Below are 21,675 nucleotides of genomic sequence, written 5' to 3' on the forward strand. Positions count from 1 at the left end.
GAGTGCGGGTGTGGGGGCCGTTCGCGCCCACGCGGCGGAGCCGCATGTCGACACAGCCCCGCGCCCCTTCAGGTTGGCTGCCCTCACCCATGTGGAGTAGCAAAGGGCGACTCCCCTCCCGCTCCCCCGCCATCGTCGTAAGAGCAGAGGCATGACGCTCGTACGCCATGAGGGGGCCCGCACCGTGAACGACAACGTTCGTCGGGGGCTCGGGGCCTCGCCCGCCGGGGAGGGGCTCCTGCGGCGGCGTCGGCGGCGGCGGTGGGCCAGGGGCGCGGCGCTGGCGGTGGGCGTGGTCGTCGTGGCGGCGGCCGGGGCGGGGTGGGCCGTGTACGCCAAGCTCAGCGCCAACATCACCCCGGATGACGCGGCCGCCGCGGAACTCGCCCGGTACGAGCGGGAGCGGCCCACCGCGCTGGTGCGGGACGCGCAGAACATCCTGCTGATCGGGTCGGACACCCGGGCCGGGGACGGGAACGGGCAGTACGGGCGGGACCTGGGCAGCGAGCGGTCGGACACCACGATCCTGCTGCACCTGGCCGCCGACCGGCGCAGCGCCACCGCCGTCTCGCTGCCCCGGGACCTGATGGTGGACATCCCCGGCTGCCGACGGGCGGACGGCAGCCGCAGCGAGCCGGTGTTCGCGATGTTCAACCACGCCTTCCAGGTGGGCGGTTCGGCCTGCACCATCCGTACCGTCGAGAAGCTGACGGACATCCGGATCGACCATCACATGGTGGTCGACTTCAGCGGGTTCAAGGAGATGGTCGACGCCGTCGACGGGGTCCAGGTGTGCCTGAAGGAGCCCATCGACGACAAGGCGGCCAAGCTGAAACTTCCCGCGGGCCGGGTGACCCTCGACGGGGAGCAGGCGCTCGGGTACGTGCGGGCCCGCAAGTCGATCGGCGACGGCAGCGACACCGAGCGGATGGAGCGCCAGCAGCGGTTCCTCGGCGCGCTCGTCAACAAGGTGCAGAGCAACGACGTCCTGCTGAACCCCGTGAAGCTGTATCCGGTGCTGGACGCGGCCACTTCCTCGCTCACCACGGATCCGGAACTGGCAAGTCTGCGCGGTCTGTACCAGTTGGTGCGCGGGCTGCGGGACATCCCCGCGGAACATGTGCAGTTCCTGACGGTTCCGCGTGAGTCGTACGTCTACGACGCCAACCGTGACCAACTCGTGGAGCCGGAGGCCCAGAAGCTGTTCGCACGGCTGCGGGCGGACCAGCCGGTGGCGGTGGCGCGGTCGGATTCTCAGGAAGTTCTCAGGGAGACTCCCGGGGCGGATCCCGGGAACGGCCCCTCCGCCGCTCCGACGTTCCGTGGGAACACCGCGGCCGAGCAAACCTGCGAGTAAGGCGCGCATCAAGACGACGAACTTCAGTTCAGAAATATGAGGTGGATTGCCCAGTTGTAGGAAGGTGGAATTTGTCACCGGCGTCGCTTGACGCTGAACTGGGCGGATAGTGTGAGCGATCCGGTGCACCCGGCCACGAGGTCCGTCCTGGGGTCGTGCACTGATTCACCGAGACCCGAGCGCCTTTGAGGGGGAAGGCGCCGCGTGGCCCCGACGGAGGATTCGAACAACCGTGGACGCGCAAGGCCGTGGGCGGGCGGACAACATCGACCCCGCAGACCAGTGGGTACTCAATCCGAACACCGGCGAATACGAACTGCGACTGAGCGCTTCCGCACCGCAGTCGTCGGTTCCCGGTCCGCGGAGACCGAACTCCCGTGATTCCGGCGGTGCCGGGCGCGACCGCGGCGACGCGGCGGGGGGTCGGACCCGCGAGATGCAGGAGGTGCGCGGCGCGGAGGTGCCGGGTCCCCGGTCGGGCCGGCGCAGGGGTGCCGAGCCCGAGCCGCCGCCGACGCGGCGCGGCCGACGGCCGGTGAAGAAGAAGTCGAGGGCCAAGAAGGTGCTGGCGTGGACGGCCGGCGGCACGGCGTTCGTCCTGGTCGCCGTCGGCACGGCCGGCTACCTCTACCTCAAGCACCTCGAGGGCAACGTCACCACCACGGACGTCGGCGACGCGGCCAAGGACGGCTTCAGCAAGGACGACGCCTTCAACATCCTGATCATCGGCACCGACAAGCGGACCGGCAAGGGCAACGAGGGCTACGGCGACTCCGGCAGCGTCGGGCACGCGGACACCAACATCCTGCTGCACGTCGCCAAGGACCGGACGAACGCGACCGCGCTGAGCATTCCGCGCGACCTGATCGTGGACGTGCCGGACTGCGAGACCACCCAGGCCGACGACACCAAGAAGGTCATTCCCGGCAGCGACGGCGTCCGCTTCAACACCAGCCTGGGGCAGGAGGGCCGGGACCCGGGATGCACGATGCGCACGGTGAAGGCGGTCACCGGCATCGAGCCCGACCACTTCATGATGGTCGACTTCAACGCCGTGAAGACCCTGACGACGGCGGTCGGCGGCGTCGACGTGTGCCTCAAGCACGCGGTGAAGGACAAGCAGTCGCATCTGGACCTGCCCGCCGGCCCGTCCAAGATCGCGGGCGAGCAGGCGCTGGCGTTCGTCCGCACCCGGCACAGCTGGGGCAACCAGGGCGACCTGGACCGCATCAAGGTGCAACAGCAGTTCATGGCCTCGCTGATGCGCAAGATGTCCTCCAGCGACACCCTCACCAGCCCGACCAAAATCGTGAAGCTGGCGGAGGCGGCCACCAATGCGCTGACCGTCGACAAGGGCATCGGCAAGGTGAGCACGCTCAAGGACGTGGCGCTGGAGCTGAAGAAGGTGCCGCCGAAGAACATCTCGTTCATGACGGTGCCGGTGGTCGACAACCCGGCCGAGAAGGTCCACGCGACGGTCGTCGTCGACAACACGAGGGCGCCCGAGGTCTTCGACGCCATCAGGAACGACGTCTCCTTCACCGAGGTGAAGAAGCGGCAGAAGGCGGCCAAGGACGCGGCGGCCGCCCGCCTCAAGGGCAGCAAGTCCCAGCCCTCCGAGGTGCGGGTGCGGGTCCTCAACGGCGGCGCCGAGGCCGGCAGCGCGCAGGAGACCCTGCAGTGGCTGCAGACCGAGAAGGGCGTGCTCAAGTCGGAGAACGCGGGCAACGCGCCCGCGGAACTGAGCAGGACCACGCTCGAGTACGCGCCCGACCAGGCGCCCCAGGCTCGTGAACTGGCAGCCCTGATGGGGCTGTCCGGATCCGCGCTGAAGCCGGGCAAGAGCGTGACCAACTCGCAGGGGCTGCCCGCGATGACGCTCACCCTGGGCAAGGACTTCAAGGGTGCGGGCGTCTCCCTCACCGCTCCGACGAAGGCTCCGTCGGTCGACAAGTCCACGGCGGACAAGGTTCAGTGCGCCTCGTAGGTAACCCAACGGGTCCGTCGTGCGTCTAACTCGGCGCGGGACGGACCCGTTTCATGGCGCAGGGTGGGGAGGGCAGGGAGTTGTCGCAGAGCGATGTGCGCGGGGAGCCTCCTGCGGTCGAGGACACGATGGCGCTCACGCCGCAGGCCGCTCGGGCGCCTGAGGGGTCCGGACGGCACGGCGGCGGACGTCGCGGCGGCGGCCCGAAGACCGAGCGGCGCGGGCCCCGGCGGCGCGTGCTGCGCTGGTCGGCGAGCGTGCTGGCGGTGGTGATACTCGGGACGGCCGGCGCCGGATACCTGTACTACCAGCACCTGAACGGCAACATCCAGAAGGGCCGCCGCAGCAACGGCGACGACTCCAAGGCGCAGCGCACCCGGCCGAACGCGGCCGGCCAGACCCCGCTGAACATCCTGCTGATCGGCTCCGACAGCCGTAACTCCGACGAGAACGTGAGACTCGGCGGCGCCAAGTACGACCGCGGCAGCCCACCGCTCGCCGACGTGCAGATGCTCATCCACCTCTCCGCGGACCGCAAGAGCGCCGCCATGGTGAGCATTCCCCGGGACACCCGGGTCGACATCCCCAAGTGCACGGACCCCGACTCCGGCAAGGTCTATCCGGCGACGAACGCCATCATCAACACCACCCTGGCCCGGGGCGGGGCCGGCTGCACGCTGGCCACCTGGGAGAACCTCACCGGTGTCTACATCGATCACTGGATGACGATCGACTTCGCGGGTGTGGTGAGCATGGCGCACGCCATCGGCGGCGTCGAGGTCTGTGTGAAGCAGAACGTCTGGGACCACTCGACGCCCGCCCAGCGCGGCGGCTCCGGGCTGAAGCTGAAGGCCGGGACGCACAAGGTCGACGACGTGCAGGCCCTGCAGTGGCTGCGCACGCGGCACGCCTGGGGCAGTGACGTGATGCGGGCCCGCGCCCAGCACATGTACCTCAACTCGATGATCCGCACGCTGAAGCAGCAGAACGTCTTCACCGACACCGGCCGGCTGATGGACCTGGCCGAGGCGGCCACCAAGTCCCTGAAGGTGTCCGAGGAGATCGGCACCGTCAAGAAGCTCTACGACCTGGGCATGGAGCTGAAGTCGGTGCCGGCGGACCGCATCACGTCCGTGACGATGCCCAACGTCGAGGACGCGCAGAACAGCGAGCACGTCGTACCGGAGAAGGCCGGCGCCGACAAGCTGTGGCAGATGCTCCGCGACGACGTCCCCTTCGACAAGAACGGCAAGCCGTCGGGGGCGAAGAAGGCGGCGAGCAAGTCGCAGCCGACGAAGGCTCCTTCGGTCGACGCGGCACGGCTCGGGCTCGTGGTCCAGAACGCGACGCAGTCCGCGACCGAGGCCGCGGTCGGGGGTCGGGCCAGGACGATCGGCCAGGCGCTCGTGCAGAAGGGGTACGGCAGGGCCACGGCCGACACCTCGGCGACGCTGTCCGCGGACCGGACCGTCGTGCGCTACCCGAGCGCCGATCTGGAGGGGGACGCGCAGGCCGTCGCCAAGGCGCTGGGCATCCCGATGAGCCAGGTGAAGCAGTCCACCGACGTGTCGGGGGTCACCCTCGTCGTGGGCGCGGACTGGCGCACGGGCACCGCCTACCCCAAGAAGTCCGCCCCGAAGGCCGGCGACCTGCCCAGCAACTCCGACGCCATCAACGGCTCGGACACCTCCCAGTGCATGGACGTGTACAAGCCCTACCAGTGGTGAACGCAACACGAGGGCCCCTCCGCGACGTGCGGAGGGGCCCTCTTCGTTCCTGTGCTCAGCGGAGTTCGAGCACCGCCGGCCGCCGCGAGGCGATCACTCGCTTCGCCAGGGACCTGGGGCTGGTCAGAAAGCCCCAGCCCCACGACATGTGCATGGTCGCGAGGGCCACGGGGATCTGCAGCCGGGCCTTGACCGGCAGCCCCTTGCCCGCCGGGACCGAACCCGCCACGATCGCCGCCAGATAGCCGCCGGGGATCACCAGGCCCCACGGCGTGAGGGCGGCCCCCACCACGAGACCCGCCGCTATGGCGCACACCGCGGTCGGCGGGGCGAGGTAGCGCAGATTGATGGAGCCCTCGTGGTAGCGGGCGACGACGTGGCGCCAGCGGCCGTAGTCCTTGTACTGCTTGGCGAGCGCCTTCACACTCGGCCGCGGCCGGTACGACACCTTCAGCTCCGGCGAGAACCAGATCAGGCCGCCCGCCTCGCGGATACGGAAGTTCAGCTCCCAGTCCTGGGCGCGGATGAACTCCTCGTTGTAGCCGCCCTGTTGCTCCAGCGCCTCGCGGCGGAAGACGCCGAGGTAGACCGTCTCGGCGGGGCTCGCCTGGCCACCGGTGTGGAAGGCCGCGTTGCCGACGCCGATCTTCGAGGTCATGGCGGCGGCGACCGCGTGCTCCCAGTCGTTCTCGCCCTCGGCGTGCATGATGCCGCCGACGTTCTGCGCGCCGGTCTCCTCCAGGAGCCGCACGGCGGTCGCGATGTAGTTCGGCGAGAGCATGCCGTGGCCGTCGACGCGGACCACGATCGGGTGCCGGGAGGCCTTGATCGCCGCGTTCAGCGCGGCGGGGGTGCGGCCGGTCGGGTTCGGGACGGTGTGCACACGGGGGTCTTCGGCGACCAGCTCGGCGGCGATCTCGTCCGTGCGGTCCGTGGACGGACCGAGGGCGATCACGACCTCCATCTCGCCGGCGTACTCCTGCGCGAGGATCGCTTGGACGGCCCCGCGCAGATGCCGCTCCTCGTTGAGGACGGGCATGATCACAGAAACGGCGGGGTGTCGCACGTCGGGCTTGGCGTTCATAGGGGGCTCACGTTACCGCGAACGGGGGACACCGGTGCGCGCCGCCGGGCGCGTGAAGGCGGGCTGGAGATCGTATCGGCCTACGGTGCTCACAAATCCCACATACGGCCGCAGTCCGGAGGTGTCCCTTGCCCAGCCCGCCTAGGTCCCCCGCCCGGCCGCAGCGCCGACCGCAACCGCCCCGCCGGGTGCCACGGCAGCCCGAACGGATCGTGCGGCCCCCGCGCCCCAGGCGGCCGCGCTGGGCCATGCGGGCGGTGACGACGCTGTCCGTGGTCGTGCTCGCCTCCGCCGGGATCGGGCACGCGGTCGTCACCAGCCTGGACGCCGGCATCACCCGGGTCGACGCCTTCAAGGACATGAAGAACCGTCCCCGCGCGGGGCACGGCATGAACGTCCTGCTGGTCGGCACCGACGCCCGCGACAAGATCAGCGAGTCGGAGCGGCGCGCGTACCGGCTGGGCGGGCAGCCCTGCCACTGCACCGACACGATGATGATCGTGCACATCTCTGAGGACCGGGAACGGGCGAGCGTGGTGAGCCTGCCCCGCGACTCCTACGCCGAGGTGCCCGAGCGCGTCGACCCGCGCACCGGCCGGCGGCACGCCCCGCACCCCGTCAAGCTGAACGCGGCCTACGCCGAGGGCGGCCCCCAGCTGACCATCGCCACGGTCGAGAACATGACCCGTGTGAAGATCGACCACTATCTGGAGGTCGACTTCACCAGCTTCATGAAGACCGTGGACGTGCTCGGCGGCGTCCGGATCTGCACGACGACGCCGCTGAAGGACTCGTACACCGGACTCGACCTCGCGCCCGGCACGTACACCCTCAACGGCGGGCAGGCGCTGCAGTACGTGCGCGCCCGGCACGTGGACGGGGCGAGCGACCTGGGCCGGATGAAGCGGCAGCAGCGGTTCCTGGCCGCGCTGATCGAGCGGGCCACCTCCTCAGGGGTGCTGCTGAACCCGATGCGGTTCCGGGACGTGACCCGGGCGGTGCTCGGCTCGGTGCGGGCCGACGAGGGCTTCGGCACCGACGAGCTGCTCGACCTCGGCCGGGCGATGCGGAACTTCTCCCCGTCCTCCTCCGAGTTCTCCACGGTGCCCATCGGGCAGATGAACTTCCCGGTCAAGGGCCTCGGCTCGACCCTGAAGTGGGACCCGACGGCGTCCGGCCGGCTCTTCCAGACCCTGCGCGAAGACAAGCCGCTCACCGTGGACCACCCGCACCGCGGGCCTCGGCCCGCGCCCGTCGAGGTCGAGCCGCGGCAGGTCCGGGTCCAGGTGGAGAACGGCACCCGCACGGCCGGGCTCGCCAAGCGGATCGACGCGGCGCTCGCGGCGGCCGGCTTCGCCACCACCCACCAGCCGACCACCGCGGCCGTGCACGACGTCAGGCGCACGGTGATCTCCTACGACCCCCGCTGGGACCGCTCCGCCCGCACCCTGGCCGCAGCCCTGCCCGGCAGCGCGTTGCGCGCGGTACCGGGGATGGGCCCGACACTGAAGGTGACCGGCGGGTCCGACTTCAAGGCCGTGCACCGGGTGAAGACCGAGGACCCGGCCAAGCCGGAGCAGAGCGCGCTGCGCGGCAGCGAGGTGGTCTGCTCGGCTTCCGAAGGGGCTTCCGAAGGGGCCTAGGGGCGGCCGGAGGCCAGGACGACCTGGGGGCCGGGCCGACCTGGGGGCCGGGCAGGCCCTAGTCCTCGAAGCCCTCCGCCGCGCGCTTCTCGCGCAGCTCGCGGATCTCGCGTCGGCGCGCCAGGCGGTGGGTGCGGCGGATCTGGGCCTCCTGGTTGCGGCGGCGGTCGCGGTCGGTCTCCGCAAGCACCGGGGGCACCCGGCGCGGCTTGCCATCGGCGTCCACGGCCGCGAAGACCAGATAGGCCGAGCCGACCTGGGTCGGCGGGGTCGACTCGTTCCAGCGCTCGGCCAGGACCCGCACGCCGACCTCCATCGAGGTCCGGCCGGTCCAGTTGACCTGGGCCTTCACATGGACCAGGTCGCCCACGCGGACCGGCTCGAGGAAGGCCATCTCGTCCATGGACGCGGTGACGGCGGGACCGCCGGAGTGCCGGCCGGCCACCGCACCCGCCGCGTCGTCGACCAGTTTCATGATCACCCCGCCGTGCACCGTCCCCAGCAGGTTGGTGTCGTTGTGGGTCATGATGTGGCTGAGCGTGGTGCGGGAAGCGGATATCGGCTTGCCCGGGATGTCCGGATCCGCGTCCGGGGCCTGGTCTGTCATGGCCCCCACCTTATGCCGAAGCGACATTCACGGAATTTGTGTCGGCTTCGCAACAGCGCCGCTCTGATTTTCCGACACCCCTTGTAAGGCCCACACCCGTGCCCTGCACACTGGGGCGCATGAATGACTGGCCCCAGGGATGGTCCGACGACAATCGCGGCCCGCGCTACGGACGCGGCAGCGGCGGCGCGCAGCCGGAAGGCGCCCGTGTGATGCGCCAGGTACAGCGCGGCCCTGCGGGACCGCCCGGGCAGCGCGGCTACGGCGCCGGAGTCCCGCAGCAGCCGTCGTACGTCGACGGCCAGGGACACGACGACGCCGGCTACGGCGAATACGACAGCGGCTACAACACGGGCCAGGTCTACGGCGGTGGCCACGGCGGCTTCGTGCCCAACGACAACGACGCGGACCCGGACGTCGGGCGCTACCGGCCGCGGCCGAACTGGCGCCGTCGCATCAAGTGGACCGCGATCACGGTGGCCGGTGTGCTGATCGTCACGTCGGTGGCGACCTACTTCTGGGCCGACTCGAAGCTGCGTCGCGAGGTCGACCTGTCGAAGGTCATCGACCGGCCGGAGTCCGGCTCGGGCACGAACTACCTGATCGTCGGCTCGGACAGCCGCGAGGGCATGTCCAAGGCGGACGAGAAGAAGCTGCACACCGGCGGCGCCCAGGGCAAGCGCACCGACTCGATGATGATCCTGCACGTCGGCGACAACGGCGACACGCTGATCTCGCTGCCGCGTGACTCGGACGTGGAGGTCCCCTCGTACAAGGGGTCGACGTCCGGGAAGATCTACCCGGCCAAGGGCCGGCACGAGAAGCTGAACGCGGCCTACGCCGAGGACGGCCCGACCCTCCTCGTGCGCACGATCGAGTACAACACCGGCCTGCACATCGACCACTACGTGGAGATCGGCTTCCAGGGCTTCGCGAACATCGTGGACGCGGTCGGCGGTGTCGACATCGACATCGACAAGGGCTTCAAGGACAAGTGGTCCGGCGCCGACTTCAAGGCGGGCAAGCAGACCCTAAACGGCCAGCAAGCCCTCGCCTTCGTCCGCACCCGGCACGCCTTCGCGACCAGCGACCTGCAGCGCACCAAGAACCAGCAGAAGTTCCTGGCCGCGCTGGCCCACCAGGTCGCCACCCCGTCGACGGTCCTGAACCCCTTCAAGCTCTACCCGACCATGGGCGCGGGCCTGGACTCCCTGATCGTCGACAAGGACATGGGCCTGTGGGACCTGGCGTCCATGTTCTGGGCGATGAAGGGCGTCAACAGCGGCGACGGCACCTCGATGAACATGCCGATCTCCGGGTCCACCGGCGGCAACCTCGTCTGGGACAAGGAAAAGGTGAAGACGCTGGTGAGCCAGTTGAAGAACGACGAGAAGGTGACCGTCACCGGCAACTAGGCGGTCGCGGAGGCGAGCAGCGACACATGGGGAAGGGCGAGCTGCCCTTCCCCATCCGCGTATGCGGCGCTCAACCGCTCGTACTCCCGCCGGATCCGGACGGCCGTCTCCGCGTCCTGCGAGGTCACGACCAGCCCGATGGTGGCGACCCCGCCGGCCGCGCCGCCCCACCACTCCTCGACGCCTGCCCGGTGCTCCCAGGCCAGCTCCGCCGCCTCGGCTCCGCCGAACCCGGCCTGCGCGAGCAGCTCCGCCAGGCCCTCCGGGGTGCGCGTGAAGTCCTCGTCCGGATCCAGGCGCGGCAGGTACGACGGCGGTACGGCACCGCCGGCCGCGCACGCCTGCCCGAGCAGCTCCTGACCGGCCCCGCGCCGGGCGCCCCAAAGCGTCAGGGCGATCCGCCCCCCGGGCCGCAGCACCCGCCGCAGCTCGGCGAGCGCGGCCCGCGGCCGGCCCACGTGGTTGAGCACGAAGTTGCCGACCACGGCATCGAACTCGCCGTCGGAGAAGGGCAGTTCGGGCAGGACGGCGACCTCTGCGGCCACCCCGCGCCGCCGCGCCTCGGCGACCATGTCGGCGTCGGCGTCCACGGCCCGCACCAGCGCGCCCCGCTCCGCCGCCGCCAGGGCGGCCGTACCGGTCCCGGTCCCGACGTCGAGGACCCGCGTCCCCGCGCCGACCCGGGCCGCGTCGAGCAGCGCGGGCACCGGGTACGCGCACAGCCGGCCGAAGCTCCCGGCGTACGCCTCGGTCCGCCCCGCCCACATCGCCCGCTCGGCGGCGTCGAAGGCCGCCGTCGCATCCGTCTCGATCATGCCCCCAGCGTGCCGCACAAAGGATCAAGGGCACCCACTGGGGTGCCCTTGAACGCCCTCATGGGGGGGTTCCGCCGCTCGAGCGAAGCCGAGAGCAGGGGAGGGTCACATCCGCGCGCCCGCCATCGCCCGACACGTCTCCGCGGCGCGACGACACGCCTCGGCACAGCGCATCATCTGCTTGTCGTCGGGCATGGACATACACGCCTCGGCGCACATGTCACAGGCCCTGGCGCACATCGCGCACATCTCGGCGGACATCGGCGAGCGGCGCATCATCATGTCGGCGCACATGCGGGTCATCTCGGAGCAGTCCATGAGCGCGCGCATGATCTGCATCTGGGCCTGACCGCCCATCTGCATGCAGGAGCTCATGGTCTCCTCGCAGACGTTGTGGCACGTCATGCAGGCCTCGACGCAGTCCTGCATCTCCTTGGTCATGGCGGGCACGGTGGTTCCGGGCTGGGTCATGGCTCCTCCTGGGAGGGAGAGGGGTCCGGGGCGGGCCCCGTGTGCTTCCGTCCTACGCCCGCGTGCACCGCTCTGCCATCCGACGCCTGTCCCGCTTCGCACCCGTTCGGCCCACAGGGCGACTTCAGACGGTGGGGGTCGTGCCGCCGTCGATGACGTACTCGGCGCCGAGGATGGCCGACGCGCGGTCGGAGACCAGGAAGGCGATGAGGTCGGCGACCTCCTCGGGGCGGTCGGGGCGCCCGAGCGGGATGCCGCCGAGGGAGTCCATGAGGCGGTCCAGGGCCACCTCCCGGGTGACGCCCGCCTCCTCGGCGATCCGGGTCACCAACTGGTCGGCCGCGCTGGTCCGGATGAAGCCGGGCGAGACCGCGGTGACCCGTATCCCGTGCGGGGCGACCTCGTTGGCCAGGCCCTTGCTGTAGGTGGTCAGCGCGGCCTTGGCGGCGGCGTAGGCGAGGGTGCCGTTCCACAGCGGCATCCGGCGCTGGATGGAGGTGACGTGCACGATCACGCCCCGGCCGGCCTCGATCATGCCGGGCAGCAGGCCGCGGTCCAGGCGTACGGCGGCCAGCAGGTTGACGGTCAGCTCGCGGGCCCAGTCGTCCTCGCCGAGGACCGCGAAGCCGCCGGCCGGAGCCTCGGACCCCCCCAGGGTGTGGACGAGGATGTCGACGCCGCCCAGGCGGGCGTCCACCTCGCAGACGACCTCGGCGGCACCCTCGACGGTGGAGAGGTCCGCCGCGATGAACGTCTTCTCCTCCACCTCGTCGGGGCGGCTGCGCGCGGTGACGAGCACGCTCGCGCCGGCCCGGCGCAGGCGTTCGGCGACTGCGGCTCCGGTGCCCCTGGTGCCGCCGGTGACCAGTGCGCGCCGGCCGTCGAGGGATTCGCTGGTGGGCATGGTGACGGTGCCTTCCGTGACCGGGACCGGGCCCGGGAACGCCCCTCTGTCCACGCTACGCCGATACGCCGATACGCCGGCAGCCCCCGTCCGAGGCGGACGGGGGCTGCCGGGAAGCGAGGGGAGCGTGCCTTACGGCAGGTTGCGGGCCATGACGATCCGCTGCACCTGGTTCGTGCCCTCGTAGATCTGGGTGATCTTGGCGTCGCGCATCATGCGCTCCACCGGGTAGTCCCGGGTGTAGCCGTAGCCGCCGAGCAGCTGGACGGCGTCGGTGGTGACCTCCATGGCCACGTCCGAGGCGAAGCACTTGGCGGCCGCGCCCTGGAAGGTGAGGTCGCTGTCGCCGCGCTCGGAGGCGGCCGCGGCCTGGTAGGTCAGGGCGCGGGCGGCGGCGATCTTCATGGCCATGTCGGCGAGCATGAACTGGATGCCCTGGAAGTCGGCGATCGGCTTGCCGAACTGCTTGCGCTCCTGGACGTAGCCCTTGGCGTAGTCGAGGGCGCCCTGGGCGACACCGAGGGCCTGGGCCGCGATGGTGATGCGGGTGTGGTCCAGGGTCTTCATGGCAGTGGCGAAGCCGGTGCCCTCCTCGCCGATCATGCGGTCGGCGGGGATGCGGACGTTGTCGAAGTAGACCTCGCGGGTCGGGGAGCCCTTGATGCCGAGCTTCTTCTCCGGGGCGCCGAAGGAGACGCCCTCGTCCGACTTCTCGACGACGAAGGCGGAGATGCCCTTGGTGCGCTTGGCCGGGTCGGTCACGGCCATGACCGTGTAGTACTCGGAGACGCCCGCGTTGGTGATCCAGCGCTTGACGCCGTTGAGGACGTAGTGGTCGCCGTCGCGGACCGCCTTCGTCTTCATGCCGCCCGCGTCCGAGCCCGCCTCCGGCTCGGAGAGGCAGTACGAGAACATCGCGTCGCCCTTGGCGAGCGGGGTCAGGTACTTCTTCTTCAGGTCCTCGGAGCCGGACAGGATCACCGGGAGCGAGCCCAGCTTGTTCACGGCCGGGATGAGGGAGGACGACACGCAGGCGCGGGCCACCTCCTCGATCACGATGACCGTGGCGAGCGCGTCGGCACCGGCGCCGCCGAACTCCTCGGGTACGTGCACGGCGTGCAGGTCATTGGCGACCAGGGCGTCGAGGGCCTCCTGCGGGAAGCGGGCCTCCTCGTCGACCGCGGCGGCGAACGGCGCGATCTTCGCCTCGACCAGCGAACGGACGGCGTCGCGGAGCATGTCGTGCTCCTCGGACGGGCGGTACAGGTCGAAGTCAGCCGATCCGGCCACGGTCTCTCACGCTCCAAAGACGCAGTGATACTGACGCTAATTACCGTTAAGTAACTCAAATTTTAGAGGGCCGCCCGAAGGACGCCTACGTGAGATGGGCGACAGCGGGGAAATTGCCCGGCGGACGCCCCGACTATGCTCGGCTCCGCATCACCGACGTACCCGATCTGGAGCACATCCATGAGCCTGAAGATCACCGTGATCGGCACCGGTTACCTGGGGGCCACGCACGCCGCGGCCATGGCCGAACTCGGTTTCGAGGTGCTGGGGCTCGATGTCGTGCCCGAGAAGATCGCGATGCTGGAGCGCGGCGAGACCCCGATGTACGAGCCGGGACTCGAGGAGCTGCTGCGCCGGCACGTCGCGGGCTTCGAGGGGTCCACCGGGCGGCTGCGCTTCACCCAGGACTGGGCCGAGGTCGGGGCCTTCGGCGACGTGCACTTCGTCTGCGTGAACACTCCGCAGCGGCACGGGGAGTACGCGGCGGACATGTCGTACGTCGACGCCGCCTTCGCCTCCCTCGCCCCGCATCTGCACGGGCCCGCCCTGGTCGTCGGCAAGTCGACGGTGCCGGTCGGCTCCGCCGAGCGGCTGGCCGCCTATCTGGCCGAGCACGCGCCCGCCGGCGCGGACGCCGAGCTGGCCTGGAACCCGGAGTTCCTGCGCGAGGGCTTCGCCGTGCAGGACACGCTGCACCCGGACCGGATCGTGGTGGGCGTGCGCGGCGAGCGCGCGGAGAAGCTGCTGCGGGAGGTGTACGCGACGCCGACCGGCGAGGGCACGCCGTTCGTGGTGACCGACTTCCCGACCGCCGAACTGGTGAAGACCTCGGCGAACTCCTTCCTCGCCACCAAGATCTCCTTCATCAACGCGATGGCGGAGGTCTGCGAGGCCGCGGGCGGTGACGTGGTGAAGCTGGCGGAGGCCATCGGCCACGACGACCGGATCGGGAAGAAGTTCCTGCGCGCCGGCATCGGGTTCGGCGGTGGCTGTCTGCCGAAGGACATCCGGGCGTTCATGGCGCGCGCCGGTGAGCTGGGCGCGGACCAGGCGCTGACCTTCCTGCGGGAGATCGACTCCGTCAACATGCGCCAGCGCGGCCAGATGGTGGAGCTGGCCCGGCAGGCGCTGGGCGGCGGTCCCTTCCTGGGCAAGCGGGTCGCGGTGCTCGGCGCCACCTTCAAGCCGGACTCGGACGACGTCCGTGACTCGCCCGCGCTGAACGTGGCCGGACAGATCCATCTGCAGGGCGGCCAGGTGACCGTGTACGACCCGAAGGGAATGGAGAACGCCCGCCGGGTCTTCCCCACCCTGGGCTATGCCGACTCGGCGCTCGACGCGGTCCGGGGCGCCGACGTCGTGCTGCACCTGACCGAGTGGCGGGAGTTCCGCGAGCTGGACCCGGCGGCGCTGGGCAGGGTCGCGACGGCCCGGCTGATCCTGGACGGGCGCAACGCCCTGGACCCGGAGCTGTGGCGGCGGGCCGGGTGGACGTACCGGGCGATGGGCCGCCCGACCGCGTAGCCCCGACCCCGCAGAGGCATCCCTGCAGAGGCATCCACGAGGACGCCGGTTCGGCCGAGGCTCAGTCGGCCGAACCGGCGTCTTCCCGCATTCTGCACCACCGAACACATACATGGCCGATGAACTCCCTGTGGTTCACGCCTCCTTCGCGCGGTAGCGGCGCATCTTCGCGCGCGCCCCGCACACCTGCATCGAGCACCAGCGGCCCCGTCCGGCGGGGCTGCGGTCGTAGTACGCCCAGTGGCAGGTCTCGGCCTCGCACGCCTTGAGACGCGTCCAGGTGCCCGCGACCAGCGCCTCGGCCACGGCGGCGGCGACGCGCGAGAGCAGCGGGCCGGTGTCGGCCGGAGCGAGCCTCGCGGAGCCGTCGTGGTCGTCGACGGCGACGTACAGGGGCGCGTGCGCCAGCAGCTCGCCGAGCGGGGTGACCTCGCGGTGCGGTCGATGACCGGCGTGGGCGAGCAGCGTGGCCCGCAGTGACTCGCGCAGCGCGCGGGCCTGCGGCAGCTCGTCCTCGGCGAGTCCGAGGCGTGCCCGGCCGTCCGCCGTGTCGAGCGAGTCGGCGCCCGACTCGATGTCCAGCGTGTTCACCAGGGACTCGACCAGGGCCAGGCCTCCGGGCGCGGGCGATCTCTCACTCATGACTGCAAGTTACCTCCCGAATTCGGTTGCGGCGTTACCACCGATGCGGCAGCATCAGGTAACGCGTTACCGGTTACACGGATTTAAAGGTAACTCCGACTTCGAGGAGGAAGTCATGGCACTCGCCAAGCTGGGTGTGGTCGTCCTGGACTGTCCCGACCCCCGTGCGCTGGCCGGCTTCTACGCCGGGGTGCTGGGCGGCACGGTGGAGGGCGAGGGCGACTGGGTCGATCTGAAGGTGCCGGGCGGTCAGGCGCTGGCCTTCCAGCGCGCGCCCGGGTTCGTGCCGCCGCAGTGGCCCGCGGCCGACGCCTCCCAGCAGCTCCATCTGGACCTGGTGGTGGAGGACCTGGACACGGCCGAGAAGGGCGTGCTGGAGCTGGGGGCGAAGCCGCTGGCCGAGCAGGGCGGCAGCAGCTTCCGGGTCTACGCGGACCCGGCCGGACACCCCTTCTGCCTCTGCGCCTGCTGAGCGGGCTAGCCGTCCAGCTCCGCGATCCGCGCGTTGGACGGCTCCCGGCGGTTCTGTGCGGCGCGGGCCGTGAAGTCCGCGCTGCGGAGCACCCGCTGCACGTTTCCCCAGGTCAGCAGGGACAGCTCGGACTCGGACCAACCGCGGCGCAGCAGCTCGGCGATCAGGTGGGGGTAGCGGGAGGCGTCGGCGAGGTCCTGGGGGTGGGCCGCGCCGGAGTCGTAGGTGCCGGACAGGCCGACGCACTCGGGGCCGGCGACCGCGCGGACGTGGTCGAGGTGGTCGGCGACGTCCCGGACGGTCGGGCCGGTCTGCTCCGCGGTCAGCGGCACCATGCACAGGCCGCCCGCGGCGCCCAGCTCGGCGAGCAGGTCGTCGGGCAGGTTGGCCGGGTGCGCGCGCAGGGCGCGGGCGGCTGAGCGGGTGCACAGCACCGGGGTCTTGGAGAGCGCGGTGGCCCGGCCGACGGTGGCGTCGGAGGCACCGGAGAGGTCGGCCAGGACGCCGAGGCGGTTCATCTCGCGGATGACTTCCTCGCCGAACCGGGTCAGCCCCGCCTCGCTCGCCCAGGCGGTGCCCGTCAGGGTGAGGACGCGCAGGCCGAGGACGTGCAGGATGCGCAGGATGCCCAGGGAGTCGTCGAGCGCGGGCGCCCCGGCCGGGCCCAGCACGACGGCGGCCCGGCCGCAGTTGCGGGCGTCGATGATCTGTCCGGCGGTGCGCACCAGGCGCAGTCCCTCCGGATGGGAGTCGATCACCGAGTGGACGAGGTCCAGCTGCTCCAGGGTGGCGCCCACCGCGCGGTCCCCGGCCAGGCCCTCGGGCAGGTGCAGCGACCAGAACAGGACGCCCACATGCCCCTCGCGCATCCGCGGCACATCGGTGTCGACGGCCATCTCGCCCAGCTCAAGGTCGTACCAGGACAGATGGCGCAGGGCCCAGGGCAGCCCGCTGTAGCCGTCGGCGACGGGGTGGTCGGCGAGCAGGGAGTGCGCCCGCCGCAGCGTCTCGTCGGCCGGTGCGTACGACTCCTCGGGGAACGGGTCGTCCGGCAGGCCGTAGCCCCCGCCGACCTCGGTCGTACTGGGCCTGTCGTCCTGCAGGTCGGCCATGGCGGGCTCCGTACGTCGTCGAGAGCTACGTCGGTCGTGAGCTACGTCTGATGCGGCTGGCGTACCGCCACGGTCGCACGGGGCGCGGTGATCCTTCCTGGTGAGTGGGGCGTTCGGGGGTACGGCCGGTCACGCGTCCCCGGCCGCCCGGATGACCTCGTCCAGCGTGTCCCGCGAGCGGACGAGGTCGGCGATCATGCGGTCGATGCGGTCGCGCTCGGCGGCGAGGTCGGCGACCAGCCTCGGCGTGGCGATCGCGGAGGGCCCGCCGTCCTGGTCGCGCATGCAGGGCAGCAGCTGCCGGATCTTCGCACTGTGCAGCCCGGCCGCGTACAGCTCCTGGATCCGTACGACCCGGTCGACGGCCGACTCCGGGTACTCCCGGTGTCCGCCGGGCGTGCGCTCGGCCGCGAGCAGCCCCTGGGACTCGTAGTAGCGCAGCGACCGCTCGCTCACGCCGGTGCTCCGGGCCAGTTCACCGATCCGCATCGTCCGCCTCCGGGCCGTCCGCGACTTGAATCTGACATCAGTGTCAGCTTCTACCGTACGGCCATGACACGGACAACCGACTTCCTGGCCCCGGCCCGGCTCGGCCGGCTCGCACTCCCCAACCACCTGGTCATGGCCCCGCTGACCCGCAACCGCGCGGAGGCCGACGGCACCCCGACCGCGCTCATGGCGACCCACTACACCCAGCGCGCCTCGGCCGGCCTGATCATCGCCGAGGGCTCGACGCCGAACGCGGTCGGGCAGACGTACCCGGACATCACCGCGATCCACACCGACCGGCACACGGCGGGATGGCGCCAGGTGACCGAGGCCGTACGGGCGGCCGGCGGGCAGATGTTCCTGCAGCTGCAGCACGGCGGCCGGGTGAGTCATCCGGCGACCACGGGCCTGACCCCCGTGGCACCCTCCCCGGTCCCGCTGCCGGAGACGATCTTCACTCCCGACGGCCACCGGCCGGCCCCCGTCCCGCGCGAGATGACGGCGGACGACATCCGCACCACGATCGCCGACTTCGCCGCAGCGGCCCGCCGGGCCGTCGAGGCCGGCTTCGAGGGCGTGGAGGTGCACTCGGCCAACGGGATGCTGCTGCACCAGTTCCTCGCGGACAACACCAACCGCCGCACGGACGCCTACGGCGGCTGCGTCGAACGGCGCGTGCGGTTCGCGGTGGAGGTGACCGAGGCAGTGGCCGACGCGATCGGCGCCGAGCGGGTGGGTATACGGATCTCTCCCGGCTCCACCGTCAACGGCGTCCTGGAGGACGACACCGCCGGCCTCTACGCCGCCCTCACGGCCCGCCTGAAGGGACTGGACCTCGCCTATCTGCACCTGGTGCGCTCCGCCCCGGAGACCGGCTGGTACCGGCGGATCCGCGCGGACTGGCCCGGCACCCTGATCGGCAACCCGGACCTGACCGACCTCACCACGGAGGCCGTCGCCCGGGAGAGTGCACGCATGCTGGCCGCCGGGGCCGACCTGGTGGCGCTCGGCCGGCCGTTCCTCGCCAACCCGGACCTGGTCACGCGACTGCGCCTGGGCGCCCCGCTCAACCCGGTCCGGGAGCGGTACCTGATGTATGTGGGCGGGGCGGACGGCTACACCGACTACCCCGCCCTCGGCGCTCAGCCGTCCAGCGACTCGATGGTCGCGTTGGACGGGCCGCGCGTGGCCTGAACGTCACGGGCCACGTCCTCGGCAGCGCCCAGCACCCGCACCGCGTTCTGCCAGGTCAGCTTGGCCAGGTCGGCCCGGGACCAGCCGCGGTCGAGCAGCTCGGCGATCAGGTTCGGGTAACCGGAGACGTCGCTCAGACCGTCGGGGGTGAAGGCGGTGCCGTCGTAGTCGCCGCCGATGCCGAGGTGGTCGATGCCCGCCACCTCGCGCATGTGGTCGAGGTGGTCCGCGACCGTGGACACGGTGGCGACCGGGCGCGGGTGCCGCTCCTCGAAGGCGCGGTGGACCTTCATCGCCTCGGGAGTGGTGTCGAGGTGGTGGAAGCCGTTGGCGCGCATGTTCTGGTCCGCCGCGACCGTCCAGTCGACCGCCGCCTGGAGCACGAACTTCGGCACGAACGTCACCATCGCCATGCCGCCGTTGGCGGGCAGCCGCTCCAGGACGTCGTCCGGGATGTTGCGCGGGTGGTCGCAGACGGCACGGGCGGAGGAGTGCGAGAAGATCACCGGCGCGGACGAGGCGTCCAGCGCGTCCCGCATGGTCGTGGCCGCCACATGGGAGAGGTCCACGAGCATGCCGAGCCGGTTCATCTCGCGGACGACCTCGCGGCCGAAGGCGGACAGACCGCCCACGTTCGGTGCGTCGGTCGCCGAGTCCGCCCAGGCCACGTTGTCGTTGTGGGTGAGCGTCATGTAGCGCACGCCGAGTGCGTACAGGCCGCGGAGCGTGCCCAGGGAGTTCCCGATGGAGTGGCCGCCCTCGGCACCCATCAGGGAGGCGATACGGCCGTCCGCACGGGCCCCCTCCATGTCGGCCGCCGTCAGGGCCGGGGCCAGCTGCGCGGGGTAGCGGGCCAGCATCTGCCGGACGCCGTCGATCTGTTCCAGCGTCGCCGGGACCGCGTCCGGCTGGTCGGAGGGGACGTACACCGACCAGTACTGGGCGCCGACCCCGCCCTCGCGCAGCCGCGGCAGGTCGGTGTGCAGACTCGCCCTCTGGGAGGCGGCGAGGTCGAGGGCGTCGAGGTCGTAGCGGACCTGCTTGCGCAGCGCGTACGGCAGGTCGTTGTGCCCGTCGACGACGGGGAACTCGCGCAGCAGTGCGCGGGCGTCGTCCAGCGAGGTCACGGGCCTCACTTCCCGAAGCCGAAGCCGCCCGCGGCGCCCTCGACCTTGGCGCGCAGCCGCTTGCCCTTCTCGGTGGCCTGGTCGTTGAGGTCCTGCTGGAAGTCGCGCATCTTCTGCAGCAGGTCCTCGTCGTGCGCGGCGAGCATGCGGGCCGCGAGCAGACCGGCGTTGCGGGCGCCGGCGACGGAGACGGTGGCGACCGGGACGCCGGCCGGCATCTGCACGATGGACAGCAGGGAGTCCATGCCGTCGAGGTACTTCAGCGGCACGGGCACGCCGATGACCGGCAGCGGGGTGACCGAGGCGAGCATGCCCGGCAGGTGGGCGGCGCCGCCGGCACCGGCGATGATCACCTTCAGGCCGCGGTCGGCGGCCTGCTCGCCGTACGTGATCATCTCGCGCGGCATGCGGTGCGCGGAGACGACGTCGACCTCGTACGCGATCTCGAACTCGTCCAGGGCCTTGGCGGCGGCCTCCATGACGGGCCAGTCGGAGTCCGACCCCATGACGATGCCAACAACAGGGCTCATTCGGTGATCGTGCCTCTCAGGTAGCCGGCTGCGTGACGGGCGCGCTCCAGCACGTCGTCCAGGTCGTCGCCGTAGGTGTTGACGTGTCCGACCTTGCGGCCGGGCTTCACGTCCTTGCCATACATGTGGATCTTGAGCTTGGGGTCGCGGGCCATGCAGTGCAAGTACGCCGAGTACATGTCCGGGTAGTCGCCGCCGAGGACGTTGGCCATGACCGTCCACCTGGCCCGGGGACGCGGGTCGCCCAGCGGGAGGTCCAGCACGGCACGCACGTGGTTGGCGAACTGGGAGGTGATCGCGCCGTCCTGGGTCCAGTGGCCCGAGTTGTGCGGACGCATCGCCAGCTCGTTGACGAGTATGCGGCCGTCGCGGGTCTGGAACAGCTCGACGGCGAGGTGACCGACGACGCCGAGTTCCTTGGCGATGCGCAGCGCCATCTCCTCGGCCTGGAGGGCCAGCTCCTCGTCCAGGTCGGGCGCGGGCGCGATCACGGTGTCGCAGACGCCGCCGACCTGCTGCGACTCGACCACCGGGTAGGCGACGGCCTGGCCGTGCGGGGAGCGCACGACGTTGGCGGCCAGCTCGCGGACGTAGTCGACCTTCTCCTCGGCGAGGACCGGGACGCCCGCCTTGAACGGGTCGGCGGCCTCCTCGACGGAGTCGACGACCCACACGCCCTTGCCGTCGTAGCCGCCACGGACGGTCTTGAGGACGACCGGGAAGCCGTCCCCCTCCACCGCGAAGGCCTCGACGTCCTGCGGGTCGCTCACGATCCGGTGCCGCGGGCACGGCACGCCGATGGAATCGAGCTTCGCCCGCATCACGCCCTTGTCCTGGGCGTGCACAAGAGCGTCGGGCCCCGGGCGCACGGGGATGCCGTCCGCCTCCAGAGCCCTGAGGTGCTCGGTGGGTACATGTTCGTGATCGAAGGTGATCACATCGCAACCGCGCGCGAACACACGCAGCGTGTCCAGGTCGCGATAGTCGCCGACGACGACATCGCTGACGACCTGCGCCGCGGAATCCTGAGGGGTGTCACTGAGGAGCTTGAACCTGATGCCCAACGGGATGCCAGCCTCGTGCGTCATACGCGCGAGCTGCCCACCGCCGACCATGCCGACTACCGGGAACGTCACGCCCCTAGGGTATCGGCCGCGGCGACCCGGCCCGGATTACGTCCCTCACACCGCCTCTTACCCGGGGCTTTCCCGGCTCTTTCCGACCCGTTCCCAAGCTGTGGCCCGGTCCGGGGGCGGCGGACAGGTCACCTGGATAGCATGGCTGG

20 protein-coding genes are annotated in these 21,675 nt (G+C 71.1%); 8 read left to right on the forward strand and 12 right to left on the reverse strand.

Features of this window, described 5'->3' with window-relative positions; genetic code table 11:
- Positions 1-151 precede the first annotated feature (151 nt).
- From ACIF83_RS15830 to ACIF83_RS15840, 3 genes are all read left to right on the forward strand, one after another.
- Entirely contained in the window at positions 152-1,357 is a 1,206-nt protein-coding gene (locus ACIF83_RS15830; protein ID WP_399727221.1) for an LCP family protein, read from the forward strand.
- 232 nt (positions 1,358-1,589) lie between these two features.
- Positions 1,590-3,344, forward strand: coding sequence for an LCP family protein (locus ACIF83_RS15835; RefSeq protein ID WP_398139455.1), 1,755 nt, complete (start codon positions 1,590-1,592; stop codon positions 3,342-3,344).
- Positions 3,345-3,472: 128 nt separating this feature from the next.
- Positions 3,473-5,071, forward strand: a complete 1,599-nt coding sequence (locus ACIF83_RS15840; protein WP_399727959.1) for an LCP family protein — start codon at positions 3,473-3,475, stop codon at positions 5,069-5,071.
- Between the two features lie 55 nt (positions 5,072-5,126).
- Here the strand turns inward: ACIF83_RS15840 and ACIF83_RS15845 are convergent, their stop codons facing one another.
- Positions 5,127-6,155, reverse strand: coding sequence for a glycosyltransferase family 2 protein (locus ACIF83_RS15845; RefSeq protein WP_393471400.1), 1,029 nt, complete (start codon positions 6,153-6,155; stop codon positions 5,127-5,129).
- Positions 6,156-6,403: 248 nt separating this feature from the next.
- Here ACIF83_RS15845 and ACIF83_RS15850 point away from each other — a divergent pair, with 248 nt between their 5' ends.
- On the forward strand, positions 6,404-7,798 hold the full coding sequence (locus tag ACIF83_RS15850) for an LCP family protein (RefSeq protein WP_399727225.1): 1,395 nt from the start codon (positions 6,404-6,406) through the stop codon (positions 7,796-7,798).
- Positions 7,799-7,856: 58 nt separating this feature from the next.
- Here ACIF83_RS15850 and ACIF83_RS15855 read toward each other — a convergent pair whose 3' ends face one another.
- Positions 7,857-8,405, reverse strand: a complete 549-nt coding sequence (locus ACIF83_RS15855; RefSeq protein ID WP_393471406.1) for an acyl-CoA thioesterase — start codon at positions 8,403-8,405, stop codon at positions 7,857-7,859.
- Between the two features lie 119 nt (positions 8,406-8,524).
- Here ACIF83_RS15855 and ACIF83_RS15860 point away from each other — a divergent pair, with 119 nt between their 5' ends.
- The gene (locus ACIF83_RS15860) at positions 8,525-9,820 is read left to right on the forward strand and encodes an LCP family protein (RefSeq protein ID WP_399727228.1); all 1,296 of its coding nucleotides are present in this window, start codon (positions 8,525-8,527) and stop codon (positions 9,818-9,820) included.
- Here the strand turns inward: ACIF83_RS15860 and ACIF83_RS15865 are convergent.
- The 4 genes from ACIF83_RS15865 to ACIF83_RS15880 form a co-directional block, all read right to left on the reverse strand.
- Positions 9,817-10,635 (reverse strand): class I SAM-dependent methyltransferase, encoded by an 819-nt coding sequence (locus tag ACIF83_RS15865; protein ID WP_393471412.1) that lies wholly within the window; start codon positions 10,633-10,635, stop codon positions 9,817-9,819. The two genes, ACIF83_RS15860 and ACIF83_RS15865, sit on opposite strands and share 4 nt — an antisense overlap.
- A 105-nt stretch (positions 10,636-10,740) precedes the next feature.
- Positions 10,741-11,106 carry a four-helix bundle copper-binding protein gene (locus ACIF83_RS15870; RefSeq protein ID WP_393471415.1) on the reverse strand — a complete coding sequence of 122 codons (366 nt, stop codon included), beginning with the start codon at positions 11,104-11,106 and terminating at the stop codon, positions 10,741-10,743.
- 124 nt (positions 11,107-11,230) lie between these two features.
- Positions 11,231-12,010 carry an SDR family oxidoreductase gene (locus tag ACIF83_RS15875; RefSeq protein ID WP_393471417.1) on the reverse strand — a complete coding sequence of 260 codons (780 nt, stop codon included), beginning with the start codon at positions 12,008-12,010 and terminating at the stop codon, positions 11,231-11,233.
- Positions 12,011-12,142: 132 nt separating this feature from the next.
- On the reverse strand, positions 12,143-13,300 hold the full coding sequence (locus ACIF83_RS15880; RefSeq protein ID WP_393471420.1) for an acyl-CoA dehydrogenase: 1,158 nt from the start codon (positions 13,298-13,300) through the stop codon (positions 12,143-12,145).
- A gap of 180 nt (positions 13,301-13,480) precedes the next feature.
- Here ACIF83_RS15880 and ACIF83_RS15885 point away from each other — a divergent pair, with 180 nt between their 5' ends.
- The gene (locus tag ACIF83_RS15885; protein WP_393471422.1) at positions 13,481-14,824 is read left to right on the forward strand and encodes a UDP-glucose dehydrogenase family protein; all 1,344 of its coding nucleotides are present in this window, start codon (positions 13,481-13,483) and stop codon (positions 14,822-14,824) included.
- Positions 14,825-14,959: 135 nt separating this feature from the next.
- On the opposite strand, the gene ACIF83_RS15890 is transcribed toward ACIF83_RS15885, so the two are convergent.
- A complete protein-coding gene (locus tag ACIF83_RS15890) occupies positions 14,960-15,466 on the reverse strand; it encodes a CGNR zinc finger domain-containing protein (RefSeq protein WP_393471425.1) in 507 nt (168 codons plus the stop codon).
- Positions 15,467-15,581: 115 nt separating this feature from the next.
- On the opposite strand from ACIF83_RS15890, the gene ACIF83_RS15895 reads away from it, so the two are divergent.
- Entirely contained in the window at positions 15,582-15,938 is a 357-nt protein-coding gene (locus tag ACIF83_RS15895) for a VOC family protein (RefSeq protein WP_393471428.1), read from the forward strand.
- Between the two features lie 5 nt (positions 15,939-15,943).
- On the opposite strand, the gene ACIF83_RS15900 is transcribed toward ACIF83_RS15895, so the two are convergent.
- On the reverse strand, positions 15,944-17,050 hold the full coding sequence (locus ACIF83_RS15900) for a dipeptidase (protein WP_393471431.1): 1,107 nt from the start codon (positions 17,048-17,050) through the stop codon (positions 15,944-15,946).
- 129 nt (positions 17,051-17,179) lie between these two features.
- Complete coding sequence (locus tag ACIF83_RS15905; protein WP_393471434.1) at positions 17,180-17,539, reverse strand: MerR family transcriptional regulator; 360 nt, start codon at positions 17,537-17,539, stop codon at positions 17,180-17,182.
- Between the two features lie 63 nt (positions 17,540-17,602).
- Here ACIF83_RS15905 and ACIF83_RS15910 point away from each other — a divergent pair, with 63 nt between their 5' ends.
- A complete protein-coding gene (locus ACIF83_RS15910) occupies positions 17,603-18,733 on the forward strand; it encodes an alkene reductase (protein ID WP_399727236.1) in 1,131 nt (376 codons plus the stop codon).
- Here ACIF83_RS15910 and ACIF83_RS15915 read toward each other — a convergent pair.
- From ACIF83_RS15915 to ACIF83_RS15925, 3 genes are read right to left on the reverse strand one after another with little or no spacing between them, the layout of a single operon-like run.
- The gene (locus ACIF83_RS15915) at positions 18,682-19,860 is read right to left on the reverse strand and encodes a dipeptidase (protein WP_399727239.1); all 1,179 of its coding nucleotides are present in this window, start codon (positions 19,858-19,860) and stop codon (positions 18,682-18,684) included. The genes ACIF83_RS15910 and ACIF83_RS15915 overlap by 52 nt on opposite strands.
- A gap of 5 nt (positions 19,861-19,865) precedes the next feature.
- Positions 19,866-20,390: a 5-(carboxyamino)imidazole ribonucleotide mutase gene (gene purE / locus ACIF83_RS15920; RefSeq protein ID WP_381670392.1), complete on the reverse strand. Its 525-nt coding sequence runs from the start codon at positions 20,388-20,390 to the stop codon at positions 19,866-19,868.
- Positions 20,387-21,526 carry a 5-(carboxyamino)imidazole ribonucleotide synthase gene (locus ACIF83_RS15925; RefSeq protein ID WP_393471445.1) on the reverse strand — a complete coding sequence of 380 codons (1,140 nt, stop codon included), beginning with the start codon at positions 21,524-21,526 and terminating at the stop codon, positions 20,387-20,389. The genes purE and ACIF83_RS15925 overlap by 4 nt, the downstream gene beginning before the upstream one ends.
- Between the last annotated feature and the right edge of the window lie 149 nt (positions 21,527-21,675).

The organism is Streptomyces sp. NPDC085866 (assembly GCF_044541035.1).
Classification (GTDB): domain Bacteria; phylum Actinomycetota; class Actinomycetes; order Streptomycetales; family Streptomycetaceae; genus Streptomyces.

Excerpts from the sequence above, each read along its gene's own strand:
- ACIF83_RS15910 (WP_399727236.1), top strand. The coding sequence starts at position 17,603 with ATGACACGGACAACCGACTTCCTGGCCCCGGCCCGGCTCGGCCGGCTC.
- ACIF83_RS15845 (WP_393471400.1), bottom strand. The coding sequence starts at position 6,155 with ATGAACGCCAAGCCCGACGTGCGACACCCCGCCGTTTCTGTGATCATG.
- purE (WP_381670392.1), bottom strand. The coding sequence starts at position 20,390 with ATGAGCCCTGTTGTTGGCATCGTCATGGGGTCGGACTCCGACTGGCCC.
- ACIF83_RS15830 (WP_399727221.1), top strand. The coding sequence starts at position 152 with ATGACGCTCGTACGCCATGAGGGGGCCCGCACCGTGAACGACAACGTT.
- ACIF83_RS15870 (WP_393471415.1), bottom strand. The coding sequence starts at position 11,106 with ATGACCCAGCCCGGAACCACCGTGCCCGCCATGACCAAGGAGATGCAG.
- ACIF83_RS15885 (WP_393471422.1), top strand. The coding sequence starts at position 13,481 with ATGAGCCTGAAGATCACCGTGATCGGCACCGGTTACCTGGGGGCCACG.
- ACIF83_RS15875 (WP_393471417.1), bottom strand. The coding sequence starts at position 12,010 with ATGCCCACCAGCGAATCCCTCGACGGCCGGCGCGCACTGGTCACCGGC.
- ACIF83_RS15850 (WP_399727225.1), top strand. The coding sequence starts at position 6,404 with ATGCGGGCGGTGACGACGCTGTCCGTGGTCGTGCTCGCCTCCGCCGGG.
- ACIF83_RS15905 (WP_393471434.1), bottom strand. The coding sequence starts at position 17,539 with ATGCGGATCGGTGAACTGGCCCGGAGCACCGGCGTGAGCGAGCGGTCG.
- ACIF83_RS15840 (WP_399727959.1), top strand. The coding sequence starts at position 3,473 with ATGGCGCTCACGCCGCAGGCCGCTCGGGCGCCTGAGGGGTCCGGACGG.
- ACIF83_RS15900 (WP_393471431.1), bottom strand. The coding sequence starts at position 17,050 with ATGGCCGACCTGCAGGACGACAGGCCCAGTACGACCGAGGTCGGCGGG.
- ACIF83_RS15890 (WP_393471425.1), bottom strand. The coding sequence starts at position 15,466 with ATGAGTGAGAGATCGCCCGCGCCCGGAGGCCTGGCCCTGGTCGAGTCC.
- ACIF83_RS15865 (WP_393471412.1), bottom strand. The coding sequence starts at position 10,635 with ATGATCGAGACGGATGCGACGGCGGCCTTCGACGCCGCCGAGCGGGCG.
- ACIF83_RS15895 (WP_393471428.1), top strand. The coding sequence starts at position 15,582 with ATGGCACTCGCCAAGCTGGGTGTGGTCGTCCTGGACTGTCCCGACCCC.
- ACIF83_RS15860 (WP_399727228.1), top strand. The coding sequence starts at position 8,525 with ATGAATGACTGGCCCCAGGGATGGTCCGACGACAATCGCGGCCCGCGC.
- ACIF83_RS15855 (WP_393471406.1), bottom strand. The coding sequence starts at position 8,405 with ATGACAGACCAGGCCCCGGACGCGGATCCGGACATCCCGGGCAAGCCG.